Genomic DNA, 15,818 nt, shown 5'->3' on the forward strand with positions numbered 1-15,818 from the left:
TCGACCAGCAAGGAGAGGATCATGAATGTCATGCGAAACCTGGCGGTTGCCGCCGTACTGACTTGCGGCCTCGTGAGCGGCGCCCAGGCGCGGGTGTTCGTCGGCGTCGCCGTGGGCGCGCCCGCGCCGATGGTGCCGGTGGTGCCGATGTACGTCGCCCCGGGCTACTACGCGCCGCCCCCCGTCTACGCGCCGCCGGTCTATGCCGCGCCGGTCTGTGCGCCGCCGGTCGCGGTCGGCTACTACGGTCCCCACTGGTATCCGCCCTACGGGGCGTGGCACTACGGCGTCGGCTACTGGCACCGGTGAGCGCTAGATGGCCATGCCGCCCGAGACCTCGATGCGCTGCGCGTTGACCCAGCGGTTGTCGCCGGAGAGCAGCGCGGCGATCATCGGGCCGACGTCGTCGGCTTCGCCGACGCGGCCCAGCGCGGTGATGTCCGCCACGCGCTTGTTCATTTCGGGGTTGTCGCGCACCATGCCGCCGCTGAAGTCGGTGGCGATCGCGCCCGGGGCGACGGTGTTGACGGCGATCCCGCGCGGGCCGAGCTCCTTGGCCATGCAGCGGGTCAGCACTTCGACCGCGCCCTTCATCGCCGCATAGGCCGCGACGCCGGGAAAGGCCACGCGCGTCAGCCCCGAAGAAATGTTGACGATGCGCCCGCCGTCGTTGATGAGCGGCAGCAGCTTCTGCGTCAGGAAGAACACCCCCTTGAAGTGAATGCGGTAGATGCTGTCCACCTCATCCTCGGTGGTCTGCGCGAAGGCGTTGTGCAGCGAGGTGCCGGCATTGTTGACGAGGTAGTCGAAGCGCGTGGCGCCCAGGCCAGCCAGTGCCTGCCCGACCTCCTGCACGAAGCGGTCGAACGATCCGCTGTCGCCGGCGTCGAGCTGGAGCGCGATGGCCTTGCGCCCCAGGGCTTCGGCCGCCGCGCTCACCTGCGCGGCTTCGGCGCGGTTGGCGTGATAGGTGAAGATCGAATCGACCCCGCGCCTGGCGAGGCTGAGTACCGTGTTGCGGCCGATGCCGCGGCTGCCGCCGGTGACGATGGCAACCGGGGCGCGTGAACCGGTGGCGATGCCGGCGGTGGTGGTTTCGGTAGTCATGGCTTGCTCCTGCAAGTGAGTGGTTCTGGCGTGGTGATAAGGTAGTCCGGCCACCGTCCGCGTTGAATGCCGAAACTCGCCTGTTTCTTGCCTAATCCTGCCCGGGTGGCTATAACGGCCGGGGATGCCAAGCCAAGCCCAGCGCCAAACACCAAACGCAACAGAGACCCGCAATGTCAGACGCCCTGCTGGATGCCGTCACCCGCTATACCGATGCGCAAACCGGGGCGAGCCCGTTCGCCACGGCCATCGACGGCCTCGCGATCCTGCGCTCGAACCGGGAGAAGCAGCCGTCCCACCTGATCTTCAAGCCCGCGCTCTGCATCGTCGTGCAGGGCGCGAAATGGACCACCTTCGGCGACAAGCGCTTCGACTACCGCGCTGGGCAGGCGCTGGTCGTCAGCATCGAGACGCCGGCCTTCGGCCGCGTCGTCGAGGCCAGTCCGGGCAAGCCGTATCTCGGCATCGTCATCGAATTCGACCTAGCGATCATGCGCGAAGTGATGGAAGCGATGGACGCGCCGCCGCAAGCGCACGGCGAGGCCCGCGCGGGCGTGTTCGTGACCGACTTCGACGGCCCGCTGGCCGACTGCGCGCTGCGCATGGTGCGCCTGCTCGATACGCCGCGCGCCATCCCGATGATCCATCCGCTGCTCATGCGCGAGATCAGCTACTGGCTGCTGACGGGTCCGCACGGCGGCGAGATCGCGCGGCTGACGCTGGCCAACAGCCATGCGCAGCGCGTCGTCGGCGCCATCCATGCGCTGCGGGAACGCTTCGCGCAGCCGGTGCGCATCGAGGACCTGGCGCTGGCCGCGCAGATGAGCCCGTCGGCCTTCCACCGGCAGTTCAAGGCGCTGACCTCGATGACGCCGCTGCAGTACCAGAAGCAGCTGCGCCTGCTGGAAGCGCGCCGCCTGATGGCGGCCGATGCCGCCAACGTCGAGACCGCCGCGTTCCAGGTCGGCTATGAAAGCCCCTCGCAGTTCAGCCGCGAATACTCGCGCATGTTCGGCTCGCCGCCGCGGCGCGACGTCGCCGCGCTGCGGGCGGGGGCCTCGTGAGCGACGGCGGGCCATTGAACACGGCGGGCCATCCCCGGCGCCGGCGATAACACCTTCGCATAGGGCCTTCATACCCCGGTCTGCCCTCCCCGCTGGCCGGGCCGGTCCCCGGCCATACCGGCGAGAGGCCGGCCGCGCGGCCGCATCATCCAGAGGTATCGGGCAGCGCAACGATCGTTCAGCGGGACCGTCCCCTCGTAGGGATAGGCCCCGCGATGGCGCCCGACTACATTGTTTTCACGGCAGTGCTTCGGATTTCCCGGACCGCCCGCCTGACATGCGCGACGGCCATCCGGCCATCACACATCGCGTCTGGTTCACATCCTTTCCTTGTCGATATATGGAGTCTTCCGTGAAAATTTCGTCTTATGCTGCATCGGTCCTGGCACTGTCCGCTTGTTTCTTTGCGTCGGCGAACGCAATGGCCCAGGATGCCAAGGTGGAACACAAGCCGGTCAAGAACATCGTCCTGGTCCATGGCGCCTGGGTGGACGGGTCCGGCTGGAAGCCGGTCTACGACATCCTGGCCAGGGACGGCTACCACGTCACGCTCGTGCAAGAACCGCTCACCTCGCTCGAAGACGACGTCACCGCGGCCAAGCGCGTGCTCGACCTGCAGAACGGCCCGACCATCCTGGTGGGCCACAGCTATGGCGGCTCGATCATCACGGAAGCCGGCACCCATCCCAACGTGGTCGGGCTGGTCTACGTCGCCGCGCACGCGCCGAACGTCGGCGAGGACGAAGGCGCGCTCGGCAAGGGCAAGCCCAGCTTCACCGCAAAGCAGGCCGGCGCGATCGAAAAGACCGAGGACGGCTATACCTACCTGAACCCGGCGGTCTTCCCGAAAGACTTCGCCGCCGACCTGCCGCTCAGGCAGGCCCAGTTCGAAGCGCACGGCCAGATCCTGACGGCCGCGAAGGTCTTCGGCACGCCGCTGACGGCCGCCGCGTGGACCACCAAGCCGAGCTGGGGCATCGTCGCCAGCGACGACAAGATCATCAACCCGGACCTGGAGCGCTGGTACTACGAGCGCGCGCACAGCCACATGACGGTCATTGCCGGCGCCAGCCACTCGGTCTACGAGTCGCGCCCGAAGGAAGTCGCCGCCGTCATCGAGGACGCGGCCAAGCACGCCATGTAATCCAGGCGCGGGCACGGCGAAGCGGCGCACGGGGTTCTCCCCCGTGCGCCGCTTGCGTTTACGCCGGCGGCCGGGGGCTGCTCGCGGACCGGCATCGCGGGCGGACAACGCTGCCGCCAGTCCGGTTCGCGGCGGAGGAAGAAAAAACCGCAAACGGCAGAAGACTCCGCATTGTGGAGTCCGATGGATCCGCCGGCATGCCGGACCTTGTGAAGTGCTTCGATAATCGTGCCAAAGCAAAAGCATTCACAACACAGGAGACTTCACCGTGACACCCTCACGCTGGCCGCGCCATCTGGCCGCGCTGCTGCTGGCCTGCGCAAGCGCGCTCGCACAGGCCCAGGCCTATCCCTCCAAGCCGGTACGCATCGTCGTGCCCTACGCGCCGGGCGGCGGCGTGGACGCGATGACGCGCCGCGTCGCGCAGAAGCTCACGGTCCAGACCGGCACCACCTTCTACGTCGAGAACAAGGCCGGCGCAAGCGGCACGATCGGCACGGCGCAGGTCGCCCGGGCGGCGCCCGACGGCACCACGCTGCTGGCGAACGACGGCACCTACACCATGCTGCCGTATGTCTTCAAGACGCTCACGTGGGACCACGCCAACGACCTCGTGCCGGTGACGACCACCTCCGTCTCGCCGGCGTTGCTGGCGGTCGGGCCGAACACGCGTTTCGCCACCGTGGCCGAACTCGTGCGCTACGCGAAGGCGCATCCCGGCGAGGTGACCTACGGCACCGGCGGCGTCGGCAGCTCGCTGCACTTCGCCACCGAGCAGTTCGCCCAGGCCGCCGGCATCTCGCTGCGCCACATCCCCTTCAAGGGCGCCGGCGAGGCCGTGGCGGCGGTGGCCGCGGGGACCGTGGACATCTGCATGGGCGGGCCCTCGTCGGCGCTCGCGCTGGTGCAGGGCGGCAAGCTGCGCGCGCTGGCGGTCAGCGGCTCGCACCGGCTCGCGGTGCTGCCGCAGGTTCCCACCTTCGAGGAGTCGGGCATCCGCTATGAGATGAGCTACTGGACCGGCCTCGCCGCGCCGAAGGGAACGCCGCCGGAAATCGTGGCGTTCCTGCGGAAAGAAGTGGCGAAGTCGATGGAAGAAGAGGACATGCGCGCGTACTACGCTTCGATCGGCGCCGACGCCGGCGGCATGCCGGCCGCGGAGTTCGCAACGTTCATGCGCAACGAGGTCGGCCGCTGGAAGTCCGTGGCGGCCGCGGCCGGCATCAAGCCGGAATGACCGGCATGGACAGCATGCATGCGACGCTCCTGGCGCCGGCCCCCCTGGTGTGCGAGGCGCTCGTCTTCAGCCGGATGCCGGACCGCTTCCGCACGAACACCGTCTCCGACTGGAGCGAGAGCAACCGCCCCGGCCATCCGGTCGACTCGTTTCTCGAGGGGCCGGTATTCGACCGCGCGGGCAATCTCTACGTGTGCGACATACCGCATGGCCGCATCTTCCGCATCTCGCCGGCGGGCGCATGGTCGCTGGTCGCGCAATATGATGGCGAGCCCAACGGGCTCAAGTTCTACGATGACCATCGCCTGATCGCCGCCGACTACCGGCGCGGCCTCGTGCTCATCGACGTGCGCGACGGCAGCGTGGCGCCGCACCTGCCGCGCCGGCACAGCGAAGGCTTCAAGGGACTCAACGACCTGATCTTCGACCGGGCCGGCAACCTGTACTTCACCGACCAGGGGCAGTCCGGCATGCACGACCCGCGCGGGCGGCTCTACCGCCTCGCGCCGGATGGCCGGCTCGACGTCCTCGTCGACGGCATCCCGAGCCCGAACGGCGTGTGCCTGTCGCCCGACGAACGCGTGCTGTACCTGGCCGTCACCCGCGCCAACGCAGTCTGGCGCGTGCCGCTGCATGCCGACGGCGGCGTATCGAAGGTCGGCGTGTTCTTCACCTCGTACGGGCCCGCGGGTCCCGACGGGCTCGCCATGACGAGCGGCGGCCTGCTGCTGGTGGCCAATCCGGGCCTGGGCTACGTGTGGGTGCTCAACGCGCGCGCCGAGCCGGTGATGGTGATCCGCAGCCCGGCGGGCACCTCGGTGACCAACCTCGCGTTCGGCGGGCCGCAGCGCCGCACCGTCTATTGCACCGAATCGTCGACCGGCACGGTGCTGCGCGCGACGATCGATCAACCGGGCGCGCCGCTGGCTTCGGGCGAGCGCACCCACACCATGGGGACCACATCATGATGCAAGACCTTCCGTCCGCGACCGCGCGCCGCATGCGACTGCGGCAGCGGCTGAGTTCCGGGCGCACGCTGTGGGTGCCCGGCGCCTACGATGCGCTGAGCGCGCGCATGATCGCCGATGCGGGGTTCGACGCCGTGGTGGTGAGCGGCTTCGGCGTGTCCGCGTCGATGCTCGGCATGCCCGACACCGAGCTGTACACGATGACCGAGAACCTGTCGGTGGTGCGCGCGGTGTGCCAGGCCGTGCCGGTGCCGGTGATGGCGGACTGCGATACCGGTTACGGCAATGCGATCAACGTGATGCGCACCGTCCATGAGTTCGAGGCGGCCGGCGCCGCGTCCATCACGCTCGAGGACCAGGTCTCGCCGAAGAAATGCCCGGCCGTCAGCGATGCCACCTCGCTGCTGCCGCTCGAGGAGGCGGCCGGCAAGATCCGCGCGGCCGTGGCGGCGCGGCGCGACCCGGCGCTGGCGATCATCGCGCGCACCGACGCGCGCACGCCCGAGGAGGCCATCGCGCGCGGCAAGGCCTATGCGCTGGCCGGCGCCGACGTGATCAAGCCGATCAGCAAGTGCTTCGACTCGTTCGAAGGCCTGGTGCGGTTGCGCGAGGCCACGCAGCGCCCGCTGGCGATCTCGCTGCTGGGCCAGCTCCAGCGCAACCTGAGCACCGCGCAGGTCGAACAGCTTGGCGGCATCTGCACGTTCCCGCTGCTGCCGCTGCTGACCGCGGCCGCCGCGCTGCGCAGCAACCTCGCCGCGCTGCGCGACAGCCTGCAGCCGGCGACCGTGCCGATCGCGCCCATGCGCGAGATGGATTTCAAGCAATGGATCGGCTTCGATGAGGTGGAGGCGCTCGAGCGCCAGTTCCTGCCTTCGACGAGCTGAGCGAGGAACGCCGGGCAAAAGAACCAGAGAAAAGAACGAGAGGAGACAAGACATGACCACCAGACGCCTGTTCTGCGGCGCGATGCTGCTCGCCACCGCGGGCGCCCTGCCCCTGGCGCGCGCGGCCGACGCCTGGCCCAGCCGCCCACTGCGCATCATCGTGCCGTTCACCGGCGGCAGCGGCGCCGATGCCAGCGCGCGCTTCTACGCCGAGAAGATGTCGCCGATGCTCGGCCAGCCCATCATCGTCGAGAACCGCCCCGGCGCCGACGGCGCCATCGGCATCATGGCGGTGAAGGCGCTGCCCGCGGACGGCTACACGATCCTGCAGGGCAGCATCGGGCCCATGACCGTCAATCCCGCGATCAACGCCGACCTCCAGTACGACCCGATGCGCGACTTCGTGCCGCTGACCGGCTACGGCCGCAACATGAACGTGATCATCGTGTCCAACGAATCGAAGCTCAACAGCTTCGCCGAGCTGCTGGCCAGCGGGCGCGCATCGCCGGCGGCGCTCAACATGGGCACGTTCTCGCCGACGCTCGCGCTGACCGGCGCCTGGCTCGCCAAGCTGGCCGGCGCGAAGTTCAACAACATTCCTTACAAGGGCCAAGGGCAGGTGATGACGGAGGTCATCGGCAACCAGCTCGATTTCGGCATGGTGGACCTCGGCGGCGCCTCCACGCTGATCCGCGCGGGCAAGGTGCGCGCGCTGGCGGTCACGGGCGACAAGCGGCATGCCGACTTCCCCTCGATTCCGACCGTAAAGGAGAGCGGCATCCCGGAATTCTCGCAATACAGCTGGAATGCGTTCTACGTGCGCGCCGACACGCCGGCGCCGATCCGCGCGAAGCTCGGCGAAGCCATCCGCACGGTGATGACGAGCGAGGCCACCATCCGCACGCTCTACGCGCCCAAGGGCAGCGAGGGCGTGCCGCTGACGCCCGCGCAGATGCAGGAACTGCAGCAGAACGAGATCGCGCGCTTTCGCCGCGTGGCGGCCGAAGTCGGCATGGTGGCACGATAAGAGGAGACCTGCCAATGTATCCCGCACCCAATCCCTTGCGGCGCAAGCTCGCCGCCGGCGAATGCATCACGGGCCTCTATATCCAGACCGCCAGCCCGGACAGCGTGGAGATCGCGGCGGCGGCCGGCTTCGACTACGCGATCCTCGACCAGGAACATGGCCCGTTCGGCCACGGCGCCACCGTCGAGCTGATCCGCGCGGCCGAAGCGACCGGCATCTGCCCGGTGGTGCGGGTGCCCGATCACGGCGCGGCGGGCCTGCGCAAGGCGGTGGAGGCCGGCGCGATGGGCGTCTACGTGCCTGACGTGCGCACCGCCGGGCAGGCCGCCGCCGCGGTGGCGGCCGTGCGGTTCCGCGTCGGCGAGAACGGCGGCATGCGCGGCGCATGCCCGACCGTGCGTGCCGCGCGCGCCCGCGGCGCCGCCGAATGGGAGCAGTACGTGGCCTGGTCCAACGCCAACATCCTGGTGACGCTGCTGATCGAGAGCGAACAGGGACTTGCCGATCTCGACGCGATCCTGGCGGTGCCGGGCGTGGACATGGTGGCGCTCGGCCGCTTCGACCTCGCGCACGAGATGGGTCTCAACGGCGACCGCTACGGCACTGCGATCAGCGGCATCTTCGAGACCTTCGTGGCGCGCGCCGAGCAGGCCGGGGTGCCCTACGTCACGCGCCTGCGTCCCGCCGAACCGGCGGCCATGCGCCGCGAGCGCCAGGCGTGGGTCGCGCGCGGCGCGCGCAACTTCACCATGGGGTCCGACCGCGAGTTCATGGCCAAGGCGTTCGGCGCGGCGCTCGCGCCGATGCGGGACTAGCCGGGCGGGCCAGGCTGCCCGGCCAGAATCGCCGCGCGCACGTTCTGCACATGCGCGGCGCCGGCGGCTTCGGCCTCGTCGGGATTGCCGGCCAGCACCGCCGTGGCGATGCGCCGGTAGTCGGCCAGCCGCATCTGCGGCAGCGACGCGAGGCGATGCTGCGCATGCACGATCGGCATGTGGATGGTCGGGAACAGCCGGCGCAGTTCGCGGTTGCCGCCCATCTCCAGCAGCGTGCGATAGAAATGCCGCCGCGCGCTCGAGAACACCTCGCCGGTGCGTGCCGGTCCGGCTTTCTCGGCGCTCGCCAGTTCCTGCACGGCCGCGCGCAGGGCCTGCGCATGCGCGCGGTCGCCGCTGCCACGCGCGGCGGCGCGCGCGAGCAGGCCGGTCATGCGCTCGGCCACGTCGAGCACGTCGAGCGTGTCCTGCAGGCTCAGGCGCCGGATCGCCGCGCCGCGGTGGCGCGGCAGCTCGACGATGCCCTCGGCGGCCAGCCGCTGCAGCGCCTCGCGCACGGAGTTGCGGCCCACGCCGAACTGCGTGGCGAGATCCGCTTCCACGAGCCGCTGGCCCGGCACGAAACTGCCGAGCTCGAGGCCGCTCATGATGCCGAAGAACACCGTGTCGGATGCGCTCGGGCCGGGATCGTCGGGCGCGCCGGCGGCGGAGGAGAGAGGTGCGGGTGCGGTTGTCACGGGCGCAATTCTAACTTCGAACGGAGCCGGCCGCCGCGCGGGAAGGACGGATGCGGGACGGATGCGGGACGGCACCGTGAACCCCGATTGACAAGACATGGATAAATCCTACAACATTGTCCTACAATCTGGAAAAAGGAGACAAGGATGACGGATACGCTGCTCGGCCTGCGCGGCAAGCGTGCGCTGGTCACGGGCGCCTCCAGCGGGCTCGGCGCGCACTTCGCGCAGCGGCTGGCCGCGCAGGGCGCCGAGGTGGTGCTCGCGGCACGGCGCCTGGACGCGCTGGAGGCCGTGGCGCACCGCGTGCAGGCATACGGGCGCGCGCAATGCGTGGCGCTCGACGTCACCGACGCCGCCTCGCGCGCGGCGATGGCGCGCGAGGTCGGCCCGGTCGACATCCTGATCAACAACGCCGGCCTCGTGCGCGAAGGCGCGGCGCTCGGGCATGCCGAGGCCGACTGGGATCTCGTGCTCGACACCAATCTCAAGGGCATGTTCTTCGTCGCGCAGGCGCTGGCGGCGGGCATGCGCGAGCGCGGCGGCGGCAGCATCGTCAACGTGGCCTCGATCCTCGGCCTGCGCCAGGCCGGCGGCGTGGTGTCGTACGCGGTCTCCAAGGCCGGCGTGGTCCAGCTGACGCAGACGCTCGCGCTCGAGTGGGCCCGCTACGGCATCCGCGTCAACGCGATCGCACCGGGCTATATCGACACCGAGCTCAACCGCGACTTCTGGCAGACCGATGCCGGCAAGGCGCTGATCGCACGCATTCCGCAACGCCGCCTCGGCCGGCTCGAGGACCTGGACGGGCCGCTGCTGCTGCTCGCGTCCGATGCCTCGCGCTACATGACCGGCGCCGTGGTGGCCGTCGACGGCGGCCACCTGGTCAACACGCTGTAGAGGTTGTTTCAAGACGAAGCGAAGCGGTCCTGGCCAGGCGCGGCCGCGGGCAGTACAGGCGGTACTTGCCGTGCCGCGCAACGACGCCGGGAGCTTTCTGAAACGACCACCAAGGAGATTCACATCATGTTCACCGCTTGTCCCACCGAAAGAAGCCGCGAGATCGCCGAGCGCGTCGAGCGCTTCGTGCGCGACGTGGTCGTGCCCTACGAGCAAGATCCGCGCTGCGCCTCGCATGGCCCGTCGGCTGGCCTCGTCGACGAGCTGCGCGCCCTGGCGCGCGCCGCGGGCGTGATGACGCCGCACATCCTGCCCGACGGCTCGCACCTGAGCCAGCGCGAAACCGCGGCCGTGCTCAAGCGCTCGGGCTTGTCGCCGCTCGGTCCGGTCGCCGTCAACACGATGGCGCCCGACGAGGGCAACATGTACCTGCTCGGCAAGGTGGGCACCGCGGCGCAGAAGGCGCGCTTCCTGGCGCCGCTGGTCAGCGGCGAGGCGCGTTCGGCCTTCTTCATGACCGAGCCCGCGGAAGACGGCGGCGCCGGGTCGGACCCGTCGATGCTGCAGACCACCGCGGTGCGCGAAGGCGACGGCTGGGTCATCCATGGCCGCAAGAAGTTCATCACCGGCGCGGAAGGCGCGACGGTCGGCATCGTCATGGCCCGCACCGGCGAGGGCGAGCACGCGCGCGCCACCATGTTCCTCGTCGACCTGCCGCATCCGGCGATCCGCATCGAGCGCGTGCTCGATACCATCGACAGCTCGATGCCCGGCGGCCATGCGCAGGTCCTGATCGACGGCCTGCGCGTACCCGCCGGCCAGGTGCTGGGCGAGGCCGACGAGGGCTTCCGCTATGCCCAGGTGCGGCTGTCTCCGGCGCGGCTGTCGCACTGCATGCGCTGGTTCGGCACCGTGACGCGCGCCGATGAAATCGCGCGCGCGTATGCCACCACGCGCAAGGCGTTCGGCAAGCTGCTGATCGATCACGAAGGCGTGGGCTTCATGCTCGCGGAAAACCTGATCGACCTGCAGCAGGCCGCGCTGATGATCGACTGGTGCGCCGGCGTGCTCGACGAAGGCTCGTCCGGCACCGCCGAAAGCTCGATGGCGAAGGTGGCGGTGTCCGAGGCGCTCTACCGCGTGGCCGACCGCTGCGTGCAGGTCCTGGGCGGCAACGGCGTGTCGCGCGACACCATCGTCGAGCAGGCCTTCCGCGAACTGCGCGCGTTCCGCATCTACGACGGCCCGACCGAGGTCCACAAGTGGTCGCTGGCCAGGAAGATCAAGCGCGACACGCTGGAGGCCGCCCGCCATGGCTGATTCCGGCGGCAAGGCCGGCGCCGCCACCGTGCCGGTGCGCGCGCAGCACCGCATCGACGAAGCCGCGCTGCTGCGCTGGATGGCGCAGCACGTGGACGGCTTCGCCGGCCCGATGCAGGTCGACCAGTTCAGCGGCGGGCAATCCAATCCGACCTACCGCGTGCGCACGCCCGGGCGCCACTACGTGCTGCGCCGCAAGCCGCCCGGCGAGCTGCTCAAGGGCGCGCACGCGGTGGAGCGCGAGGCGCGCGTGATGGCGGCGCTGGGCCGGGCGGGCTATCCGGTGCCCGGCGTGCACGGCCTGTGCACGGACGACGCCGTGATCGGCAGCTGGTTCTTCGTGATGGACATGGTGGACGGCCGCATCTTCTGGGACCCGAGTTTCCCGGAGGTGCCGGCGGACGGGCGCGGAGCCTACCTGCATGCGATGAACGCGAGCCTCGCGGCGCTGCACCGCATCGACCCGGCAGCGGTCGGCCTCGGCGACTACGGCAGGCCCGGCGGCTACGTGGCGCGCCAGATCGAGCGATGGTCGAAGCAGTATCTCGCCGACGAGGCCGCCGGGCGCCATCCGGCGATGGACCGCCTGGTCGACTGGCTGCCCGCGCATCTGCCGCGGTCCGACGAAACCTCGATCACGCATGGCGACTTCCGCGTCGACAACATGATTTTCCACCCGACCGAGCCGCGCGTGATCGCGGTGCTCGACTGGGAGTTGTCGACGCTCGGCGATCCGCTGGCCGACTTTGCCTATCACGCCATGATGTACCGCATGCCGCGCGACATCCTCGGCGGCCTCGCCGGCCTCGACCTGGCCGCAGCGGGGCTGCCCGACGAGGCGGCCTACGTGGCCGCCTATTGCGGGCACACCGGGCGCGCCGGCATTCCCGACCTGGATTTCTACGTCGCGTTCAACATGTTCCGCTTCGCGGCGATCCTGCACGGCATCCGCGGGCGCGCCGCGCGCGGCACCGCCGCCAGCGCCGACGCGCAGGCGCTGGGGGAGCGCTTCGCGCGCGTGGCCGACCTCGCGTGGGCACAGGCGGCACGCGTGCGCTGACGCCGCGCGCGCAACCCAGACATCACCGGAACGATATCCGGAGGAGACGACAGCAATGAACAAGGTATACGCCAGCGCGGCCGCCGCGCTGGCCGGCGTGGTGCGGGACGGGCAGACGCTGGCGGTCGGCGGCTTCGGCCTGTGCGGCATTCCGGAAGCGCTGATCGACGCGCTGCGCGACTCGGGCGCGCGCAACCTGACCGCGATCTCGAACAACGCGGGCGTCGATGGCTTCGGCCTGGGCAAGCTGCTCGAGACGCGGCAGATCCGCAAGATGATCGCCAGCTACGTCGGCGAGAACAAGGAATTCGAGCGCCAGTACCTGGCCGGCGAACTCGAGCTCGAGTTCACGCCGCAGGGCACGCTGGCCGAGAAGCTGCGCGCCGGCGGCGCCGGCATTCCGGCGTTCTTCACCAAGACCGGGGTCGGCACGATGGTCGCCGAGGGCAAGGAGGTGCGCGAGTTCGACGGCAGCCGGTACGTGATGGAGCGCTCGCTGGTGCCGGACGTCTCGCTGGTCAAAGCCGACGTGGCCGACCGCGCGGGCAACTTGCGCTTCCGCTATACCGCGCGCAACTTCAACCCGGCCGTGGCGATGGCCGGCAGGATCTGCATCGTCGAAGTGGAGAAGCTGGTCGAGACCGGCGCGATCGCGCCCGACGACATCCATCTGCCGGGCATCTACGTGCACCGCATCGTCGTCAACGCCCATCCCGAGAAACGCATCGAGAAGCGCACCACGCGCAGCGCCTGAGCAGGAGACCCCCGACATGCCCTGGACCCATGAGCAGATGGCCGCGCGCGCGGCCGAGGAACTGGAGGACGGTTTCTACGTGAACCTCGGCATCGGCCTGCCGACGCTGGTCGCCAACCATGTGCCGGCCGATGTGGACGTATGGCTGCAGGCCGAGAACGGCATGCTCGGCATCGGCCCTTACCCGACCGAAGACGAGGTCGATCCCGACCTCATCAATGCCGGCAAGCAGACCGTGACCACCGTGCGCGGCACCTCGATCGTCAGCAGCGACCAGGCCTTCGCCATGGTGCGCGGCGGCAAGATCGACCTGAGCATCCTCGGCGCGATGCAGGTCAGCGAGCGCGGCGACCTCGCCAATTGGATGATTCCCGGCAAGATGGTCAAGGGCATGGGCGGCGCGATGGACCTGGTGGCCGGCGTCGCGCGCGTGGTGATCCTCATGGAACACGTGGCGCGGCGCAAGGATGGCGGCTTCGACCTGAAGATCCTGCCGCAGTGCACGCTGCCGCTGACCGGCGTAGGCGTGGTGAGCCGCATCATCACCGATCTGGCGGTGATCGACGTGGTGCCGGCCGGGCTGCGCGTGGTGCAGCTTGCCCCCGGCGTGACGCCCGCCGAGGTGCGCGAGCGCACCGGCGCGCCGCTGATCTTCGGCTGACCGGCGCGCCGGCTGCGGGGCGCTGGGTCCGGACGCCGGCTCGCCTTGCGGCGCCGGCCGCGCGCTCACGGCTGGGGCGTCTCCTCGTCAAGGCGCTGCGCCGCTGCCGCGATCCGCGCGCGGACCTGGGGCACCCAGGCCGCGATGGCGGCGTCCGTCAGGCGGGTCGTCATGCCGGAAAAGCCGACCGATCTCTGCGGCGCGGGGCCCGGAATCGGCAGCGCGACCACGGACACCGCGCGGATCGTCAGGCCCCGCAACAGCGCAAACCCCTTGGCTTTCGCTTCTTCCACGAGCCGCTCCACGCCCGGCGCGTCGAGGCCGTAGAAGCCGTACCGCGGGGCATTATGGGCGATGCAGGCCGCCACTTCGCGGTCCGGCAGCGTCGCCAGCATCGCGATGCCACCGGCGCCGGCGCCCAGCGGCCGCCGCACGCCGACCGAAATGGGATGCGCCTGCACCGGGTTGGCGCCCATCGCCACGTCCACGCAGACCGAATCGAAGCCGTTGCGCCGGTTGAGGTAGATGGTCTCGCCGGTCAGCGCGGCGAGTTCGCGCACCAGGCCCTGGCAGGCCAGCACGTCCGCCGGGATCTCATCGCGCGTGAGCAGCCCGAGTTCCTGCACGAGCGGGCCCAGCACCAGCCGGTTGGAGCGTTCGTTGCGCGTGAGCATGCCGCAGGCGACCAGGCCCTGCACGATGCGCACGACCGTCGCCTCCGCCAGGCCGGAAGCCGCCACGACCTCCTTGAGCCGCATGCCGGAATGTCCGCCCATCGCGATCACGCGCAGCAAATCCACGGCGCGTTCGATGCTTTGCGTTCCGGTCCGTCGTTCTGGCATGGAGCTATCCGGCCTCGACGCGATTGCGGCCGGACTCCTTTGCCCGGTAGAGCGCCCGGTCCGCGCGCCTCATCAGCGCGTCGACGTCGCGTTCGCCGGCCTCGCGCGTGACCACGCCAATGCTGACGGTAAAGGGGATCGGCTCCACGCGCCACGCGTGCTCGAAATCCTGCTGCTCGACGCGCTGGCGCAGCCGCTCCGAAATGCCGCGCGCGAGCTCGGCATCCGCGCCGGGCAGGGCCGCGACAAATTCCTCGCCTCCCCAGCGGGCGAACAGCTTGGACTGGTGCGGGATCGACATGCCGACCTTCGCGAGCACGCGCAGCACCTCGTCGCCGACGTCGTGGCCATGGCTGTCGTTGATCTTCTTGAAGAAGTCGATGTCGAGGATGAACACCGACACGATGTCGTCGGTGCCGAGCACTTTATCGACGAAGTCCAGGAACTCGCGGCGATTCGGCAGGCCGGTCAGGGCGTCGGTCACGGCCTGCTTCTTCAGCAGATCGATCAGCCGGGCGCGATCGGTGATATCGCGGATGACCGCCGTGAACTCGGTCACGCCGTCCACGTTGATCTTGGAGATCGAGATTTCGACCGGGATGATGGTGCCGTCGCGATGCCGCCCGTACACACTGTTGCTCTCGTCCATGCGCGGCGGGCTCATCGAGCGCAGGTTCGTCTGCACCGAGTCCGCGAACTGCCGCACGTGCTGCGGATGGCGCGCGCGGAATTTCTCCGGCAGCAGGGTTTCGATGGGCCGTCCCAGCACCTCGGCCGACGTATAGCCGAACAGGTTCTCCGCCGCCCGGTTGAACATCGTGATGTTGCGCCGCTCGTCGATCGTGACGATCGCGTCGTACGCCGAGTCGACCACGGCACGAAAACGGGTGGTGCTGACCTCCAGCTTGTGCGCCAGATGCAGCTTGGCGGTGACGTCGATGCCCGTCACGAGGATTTCGGACACGGCCGCGCCGCTGCTCGCATGCCGGAACGGCTTGAGCGAGAGCCGCCAGCGACGCCCGCCCTCGGGGAGGTCGTGCGCCTGCACGAGCTCGTGCGATGCGCCGGACTCGAAACACGCCTGGAGTTTCCCGCGCAGCTCGAGCTGCCCGTCATCGGGAAACAGCGTATCGAACGCGACGGGAAATACCCGCGTGTCCGCGCGCGCGCCGCCGGTTATCCGGAAGAAGTGGTCGTTGCAGGCGGTGACGACCAGATTGTGGCGCGCATCGTGCCCGACGATGGCGACGGCGACCGCGATGCCGCCCTCGAAGTCCTGCGATTGGGTGAGCCGATCGGACATAAGTCTTGCTTTGCGGGAGCGTTGCCGCACC

The 15,818-nt window shown here is 69.7% G+C and carries 17 protein-coding genes; 13 read left to right on the top strand and 4 right to left on the bottom strand.

The window, feature by feature from the left end; all coding sequences use genetic code 11:
* The first annotated feature begins 21 nt into the window (after nucleotides 1-21).
* On the top strand, nucleotides 22-309 hold the full coding sequence (locus ACKI2N_RS17180; RefSeq protein ID WP_420994330.1) for a hypothetical protein: 288 nt from the start codon (nucleotides 22-24) through the stop codon (nucleotides 307-309).
* 3 nt (nucleotides 310-312) lie between these two features.
* Here the strand turns inward: ACKI2N_RS17180 and ACKI2N_RS17185 are convergent, their stop codons facing one another.
* Entirely contained in the window at nucleotides 313-1,107 is a 795-nt protein-coding gene (locus tag ACKI2N_RS17185; protein ID WP_420994331.1) for an SDR family NAD(P)-dependent oxidoreductase, read from the bottom strand.
* Nucleotides 1,108-1,280: 173 nt separating this feature from the next.
* Between ACKI2N_RS17185 and ACKI2N_RS17190 the strand changes: the two genes are divergently transcribed.
* From ACKI2N_RS17190 to ACKI2N_RS17220, 7 genes are all read left to right on the top strand, one after another.
* On the top strand, nucleotides 1,281-2,171 hold the full coding sequence (locus ACKI2N_RS17190; protein WP_420994332.1) for an AraC family transcriptional regulator N-terminal domain-containing protein: 891 nt from the start codon (nucleotides 1,281-1,283) through the stop codon (nucleotides 2,169-2,171).
* A gap of 340 nt (nucleotides 2,172-2,511) precedes the next feature.
* Nucleotides 2,512-3,315 (top strand): alpha/beta hydrolase, encoded by an 804-nt coding sequence (locus ACKI2N_RS17195; RefSeq protein ID WP_426990030.1) that lies wholly within the window; start codon nucleotides 2,512-2,514, stop codon nucleotides 3,313-3,315.
* 268 nt (nucleotides 3,316-3,583) lie between these two features.
* Nucleotides 3,584-4,552, top strand: coding sequence for a Bug family tripartite tricarboxylate transporter substrate binding protein (locus ACKI2N_RS17200; protein WP_420994334.1), 969 nt, complete (start codon nucleotides 3,584-3,586; stop codon nucleotides 4,550-4,552).
* Nucleotides 4,553-4,557: 5 nt separating this feature from the next.
* Complete coding sequence (locus ACKI2N_RS17205; RefSeq protein WP_420994335.1) at nucleotides 4,558-5,520, top strand: SMP-30/gluconolactonase/LRE family protein; 963 nt, start codon at nucleotides 4,558-4,560, stop codon at nucleotides 5,518-5,520.
* Complete coding sequence (locus ACKI2N_RS17210) at nucleotides 5,517-6,407, top strand: isocitrate lyase/PEP mutase family protein (RefSeq protein ID WP_420994336.1); 891 nt, start codon at nucleotides 5,517-5,519, stop codon at nucleotides 6,405-6,407. Before ACKI2N_RS17205 ends, ACKI2N_RS17210 begins: the two co-directional genes overlap by 4 nt.
* A 52-nt stretch (nucleotides 6,408-6,459) precedes the next feature.
* Nucleotides 6,460-7,434 (top strand): Bug family tripartite tricarboxylate transporter substrate binding protein, encoded by a 975-nt coding sequence (locus ACKI2N_RS17215; protein WP_420994337.1) that lies wholly within the window; start codon nucleotides 6,460-6,462, stop codon nucleotides 7,432-7,434.
* A 14-nt stretch (nucleotides 7,435-7,448) separates the two neighbouring features.
* On the top strand, nucleotides 7,449-8,249 hold the full coding sequence (locus tag ACKI2N_RS17220; RefSeq protein ID WP_420994338.1) for an HpcH/HpaI aldolase family protein: 801 nt from the start codon (nucleotides 7,449-7,451) through the stop codon (nucleotides 8,247-8,249).
* Here ACKI2N_RS17220 and ACKI2N_RS17225 read toward each other — a convergent pair.
* The gene (locus ACKI2N_RS17225) at nucleotides 8,246-8,857 is read right to left on the bottom strand and encodes a GntR family transcriptional regulator (RefSeq protein WP_420994502.1); all 612 of its coding nucleotides are present in this window, start codon (nucleotides 8,855-8,857) and stop codon (nucleotides 8,246-8,248) included. The genes ACKI2N_RS17220 and ACKI2N_RS17225 overlap by 4 nt on opposite strands.
* A gap of 237 nt (nucleotides 8,858-9,094) precedes the next feature.
* On the opposite strand from ACKI2N_RS17225, the gene ACKI2N_RS17230 reads away from it, so the two are divergent.
* The 5 genes from ACKI2N_RS17230 to ACKI2N_RS17250 all read left to right on the top strand — a co-directional run bounded on the left by ACKI2N_RS17230 (nucleotide 9,095) and on the right by ACKI2N_RS17250 (nucleotide 13,642).
* Nucleotides 9,095-9,847 carry an SDR family NAD(P)-dependent oxidoreductase gene (locus ACKI2N_RS17230; protein ID WP_420994339.1) on the top strand — a complete coding sequence of 251 codons (753 nt, stop codon included), beginning with the start codon at nucleotides 9,095-9,097 and terminating at the stop codon, nucleotides 9,845-9,847.
* Nucleotides 9,848-9,973: 126 nt separating this feature from the next.
* On the top strand, nucleotides 9,974-11,167 hold the full coding sequence (locus ACKI2N_RS17235; RefSeq protein ID WP_420994340.1) for an acyl-CoA dehydrogenase family protein: 1,194 nt from the start codon (nucleotides 9,974-9,976) through the stop codon (nucleotides 11,165-11,167).
* Nucleotides 11,160-12,227 (top strand): phosphotransferase, encoded by a 1,068-nt coding sequence (locus tag ACKI2N_RS17240; RefSeq protein WP_420994341.1) that lies wholly within the window; start codon nucleotides 11,160-11,162, stop codon nucleotides 12,225-12,227. The genes ACKI2N_RS17235 and ACKI2N_RS17240 overlap by 8 nt, the downstream gene beginning before the upstream one ends.
* A gap of 55 nt (nucleotides 12,228-12,282) precedes the next feature.
* Nucleotides 12,283-12,981 (top strand): CoA transferase subunit A, encoded by a 699-nt coding sequence (locus tag ACKI2N_RS17245; protein WP_420994342.1) that lies wholly within the window; start codon nucleotides 12,283-12,285, stop codon nucleotides 12,979-12,981.
* A gap of 16 nt (nucleotides 12,982-12,997) precedes the next feature.
* Entirely contained in the window at nucleotides 12,998-13,642 is a 645-nt protein-coding gene (locus tag ACKI2N_RS17250) for a 3-oxoacid CoA-transferase subunit B (protein ID WP_420994343.1), read from the top strand.
* 65 nt (nucleotides 13,643-13,707) lie between these two features.
* Here the strand turns inward: ACKI2N_RS17250 and ACKI2N_RS17255 are convergent, their stop codons facing one another.
* Both ACKI2N_RS17255 and ACKI2N_RS17260 read right to left on the bottom strand, forming a co-directional pair.
* Nucleotides 13,708-14,484 (bottom strand): IclR family transcriptional regulator, encoded by a 777-nt coding sequence (locus ACKI2N_RS17255; RefSeq protein ID WP_420994344.1) that lies wholly within the window; start codon nucleotides 14,482-14,484, stop codon nucleotides 13,708-13,710.
* A 4-nt stretch (nucleotides 14,485-14,488) separates the two neighbouring features.
* The gene (locus tag ACKI2N_RS17260) at nucleotides 14,489-15,787 is read right to left on the bottom strand and encodes a sensor domain-containing diguanylate cyclase (RefSeq protein WP_420994345.1); all 1,299 of its coding nucleotides are present in this window, start codon (nucleotides 15,785-15,787) and stop codon (nucleotides 14,489-14,491) included.
* Between the last annotated feature and the right edge of the window lie 31 nt (nucleotides 15,788-15,818).

Origin of the sequence: Cupriavidus sp. 30B13 (assembly GCF_049059565.2) — a bacterium.
Lineage (GTDB): Bacteria > Pseudomonadota > Gammaproteobacteria > Burkholderiales > Burkholderiaceae > Cupriavidus.

Bases quoted from the DNA above. Each gene is read 5' to 3' on its own strand.
- ACKI2N_RS17180 (WP_420994330.1), top strand. From the start codon at position 22: ATGAATGTCATGCGAAACCTGGCGGTTGCCGCCGTACTGACTTGCGGC.
- ACKI2N_RS17185 (WP_420994331.1), bottom strand. From the start codon at position 1,107: ATGACTACCGAAACCACCACCGCCGGCATCGCCACCGGTTCACGCGCC.
- ACKI2N_RS17190 (WP_420994332.1), top strand. From the start codon at position 1,281: ATGTCAGACGCCCTGCTGGATGCCGTCACCCGCTATACCGATGCGCAA.
- ACKI2N_RS17195 (WP_426990030.1), top strand. From the start codon at position 2,512: ATGGAGTCTTCCGTGAAAATTTCGTCTTATGCTGCATCGGTCCTGGCA.
- ACKI2N_RS17205 (WP_420994335.1), top strand. From the start codon at position 4,558: ATGGACAGCATGCATGCGACGCTCCTGGCGCCGGCCCCCCTGGTGTGC.
- ACKI2N_RS17210 (WP_420994336.1), top strand. From the start codon at position 5,517: ATGATGCAAGACCTTCCGTCCGCGACCGCGCGCCGCATGCGACTGCGG.
- ACKI2N_RS17215 (WP_420994337.1), top strand. From the start codon at position 6,460: ATGACCACCAGACGCCTGTTCTGCGGCGCGATGCTGCTCGCCACCGCG.
- ACKI2N_RS17220 (WP_420994338.1), top strand. From the start codon at position 7,449: ATGTATCCCGCACCCAATCCCTTGCGGCGCAAGCTCGCCGCCGGCGAA.
- ACKI2N_RS17225 (WP_420994502.1), bottom strand. From the start codon at position 8,857: ATGAGCGGCCTCGAGCTCGGCAGTTTCGTGCCGGGCCAGCGGCTCGTG.
- ACKI2N_RS17230 (WP_420994339.1), top strand. From the start codon at position 9,095: ATGACGGATACGCTGCTCGGCCTGCGCGGCAAGCGTGCGCTGGTCACG.
- ACKI2N_RS17235 (WP_420994340.1), top strand. From the start codon at position 9,974: ATGTTCACCGCTTGTCCCACCGAAAGAAGCCGCGAGATCGCCGAGCGC.
- ACKI2N_RS17240 (WP_420994341.1), top strand. From the start codon at position 11,160: ATGGCTGATTCCGGCGGCAAGGCCGGCGCCGCCACCGTGCCGGTGCGC.
- ACKI2N_RS17245 (WP_420994342.1), top strand. From the start codon at position 12,283: ATGAACAAGGTATACGCCAGCGCGGCCGCCGCGCTGGCCGGCGTGGTG.
- ACKI2N_RS17250 (WP_420994343.1), top strand. From the start codon at position 12,998: ATGCCCTGGACCCATGAGCAGATGGCCGCGCGCGCGGCCGAGGAACTG.
- ACKI2N_RS17255 (WP_420994344.1), bottom strand. From the start codon at position 14,484: ATGCCAGAACGACGGACCGGAACGCAAAGCATCGAACGCGCCGTGGAT.
- ACKI2N_RS17260 (WP_420994345.1), bottom strand. From the start codon at position 15,787: ATGTCCGATCGGCTCACCCAATCGCAGGACTTCGAGGGCGGCATCGCG.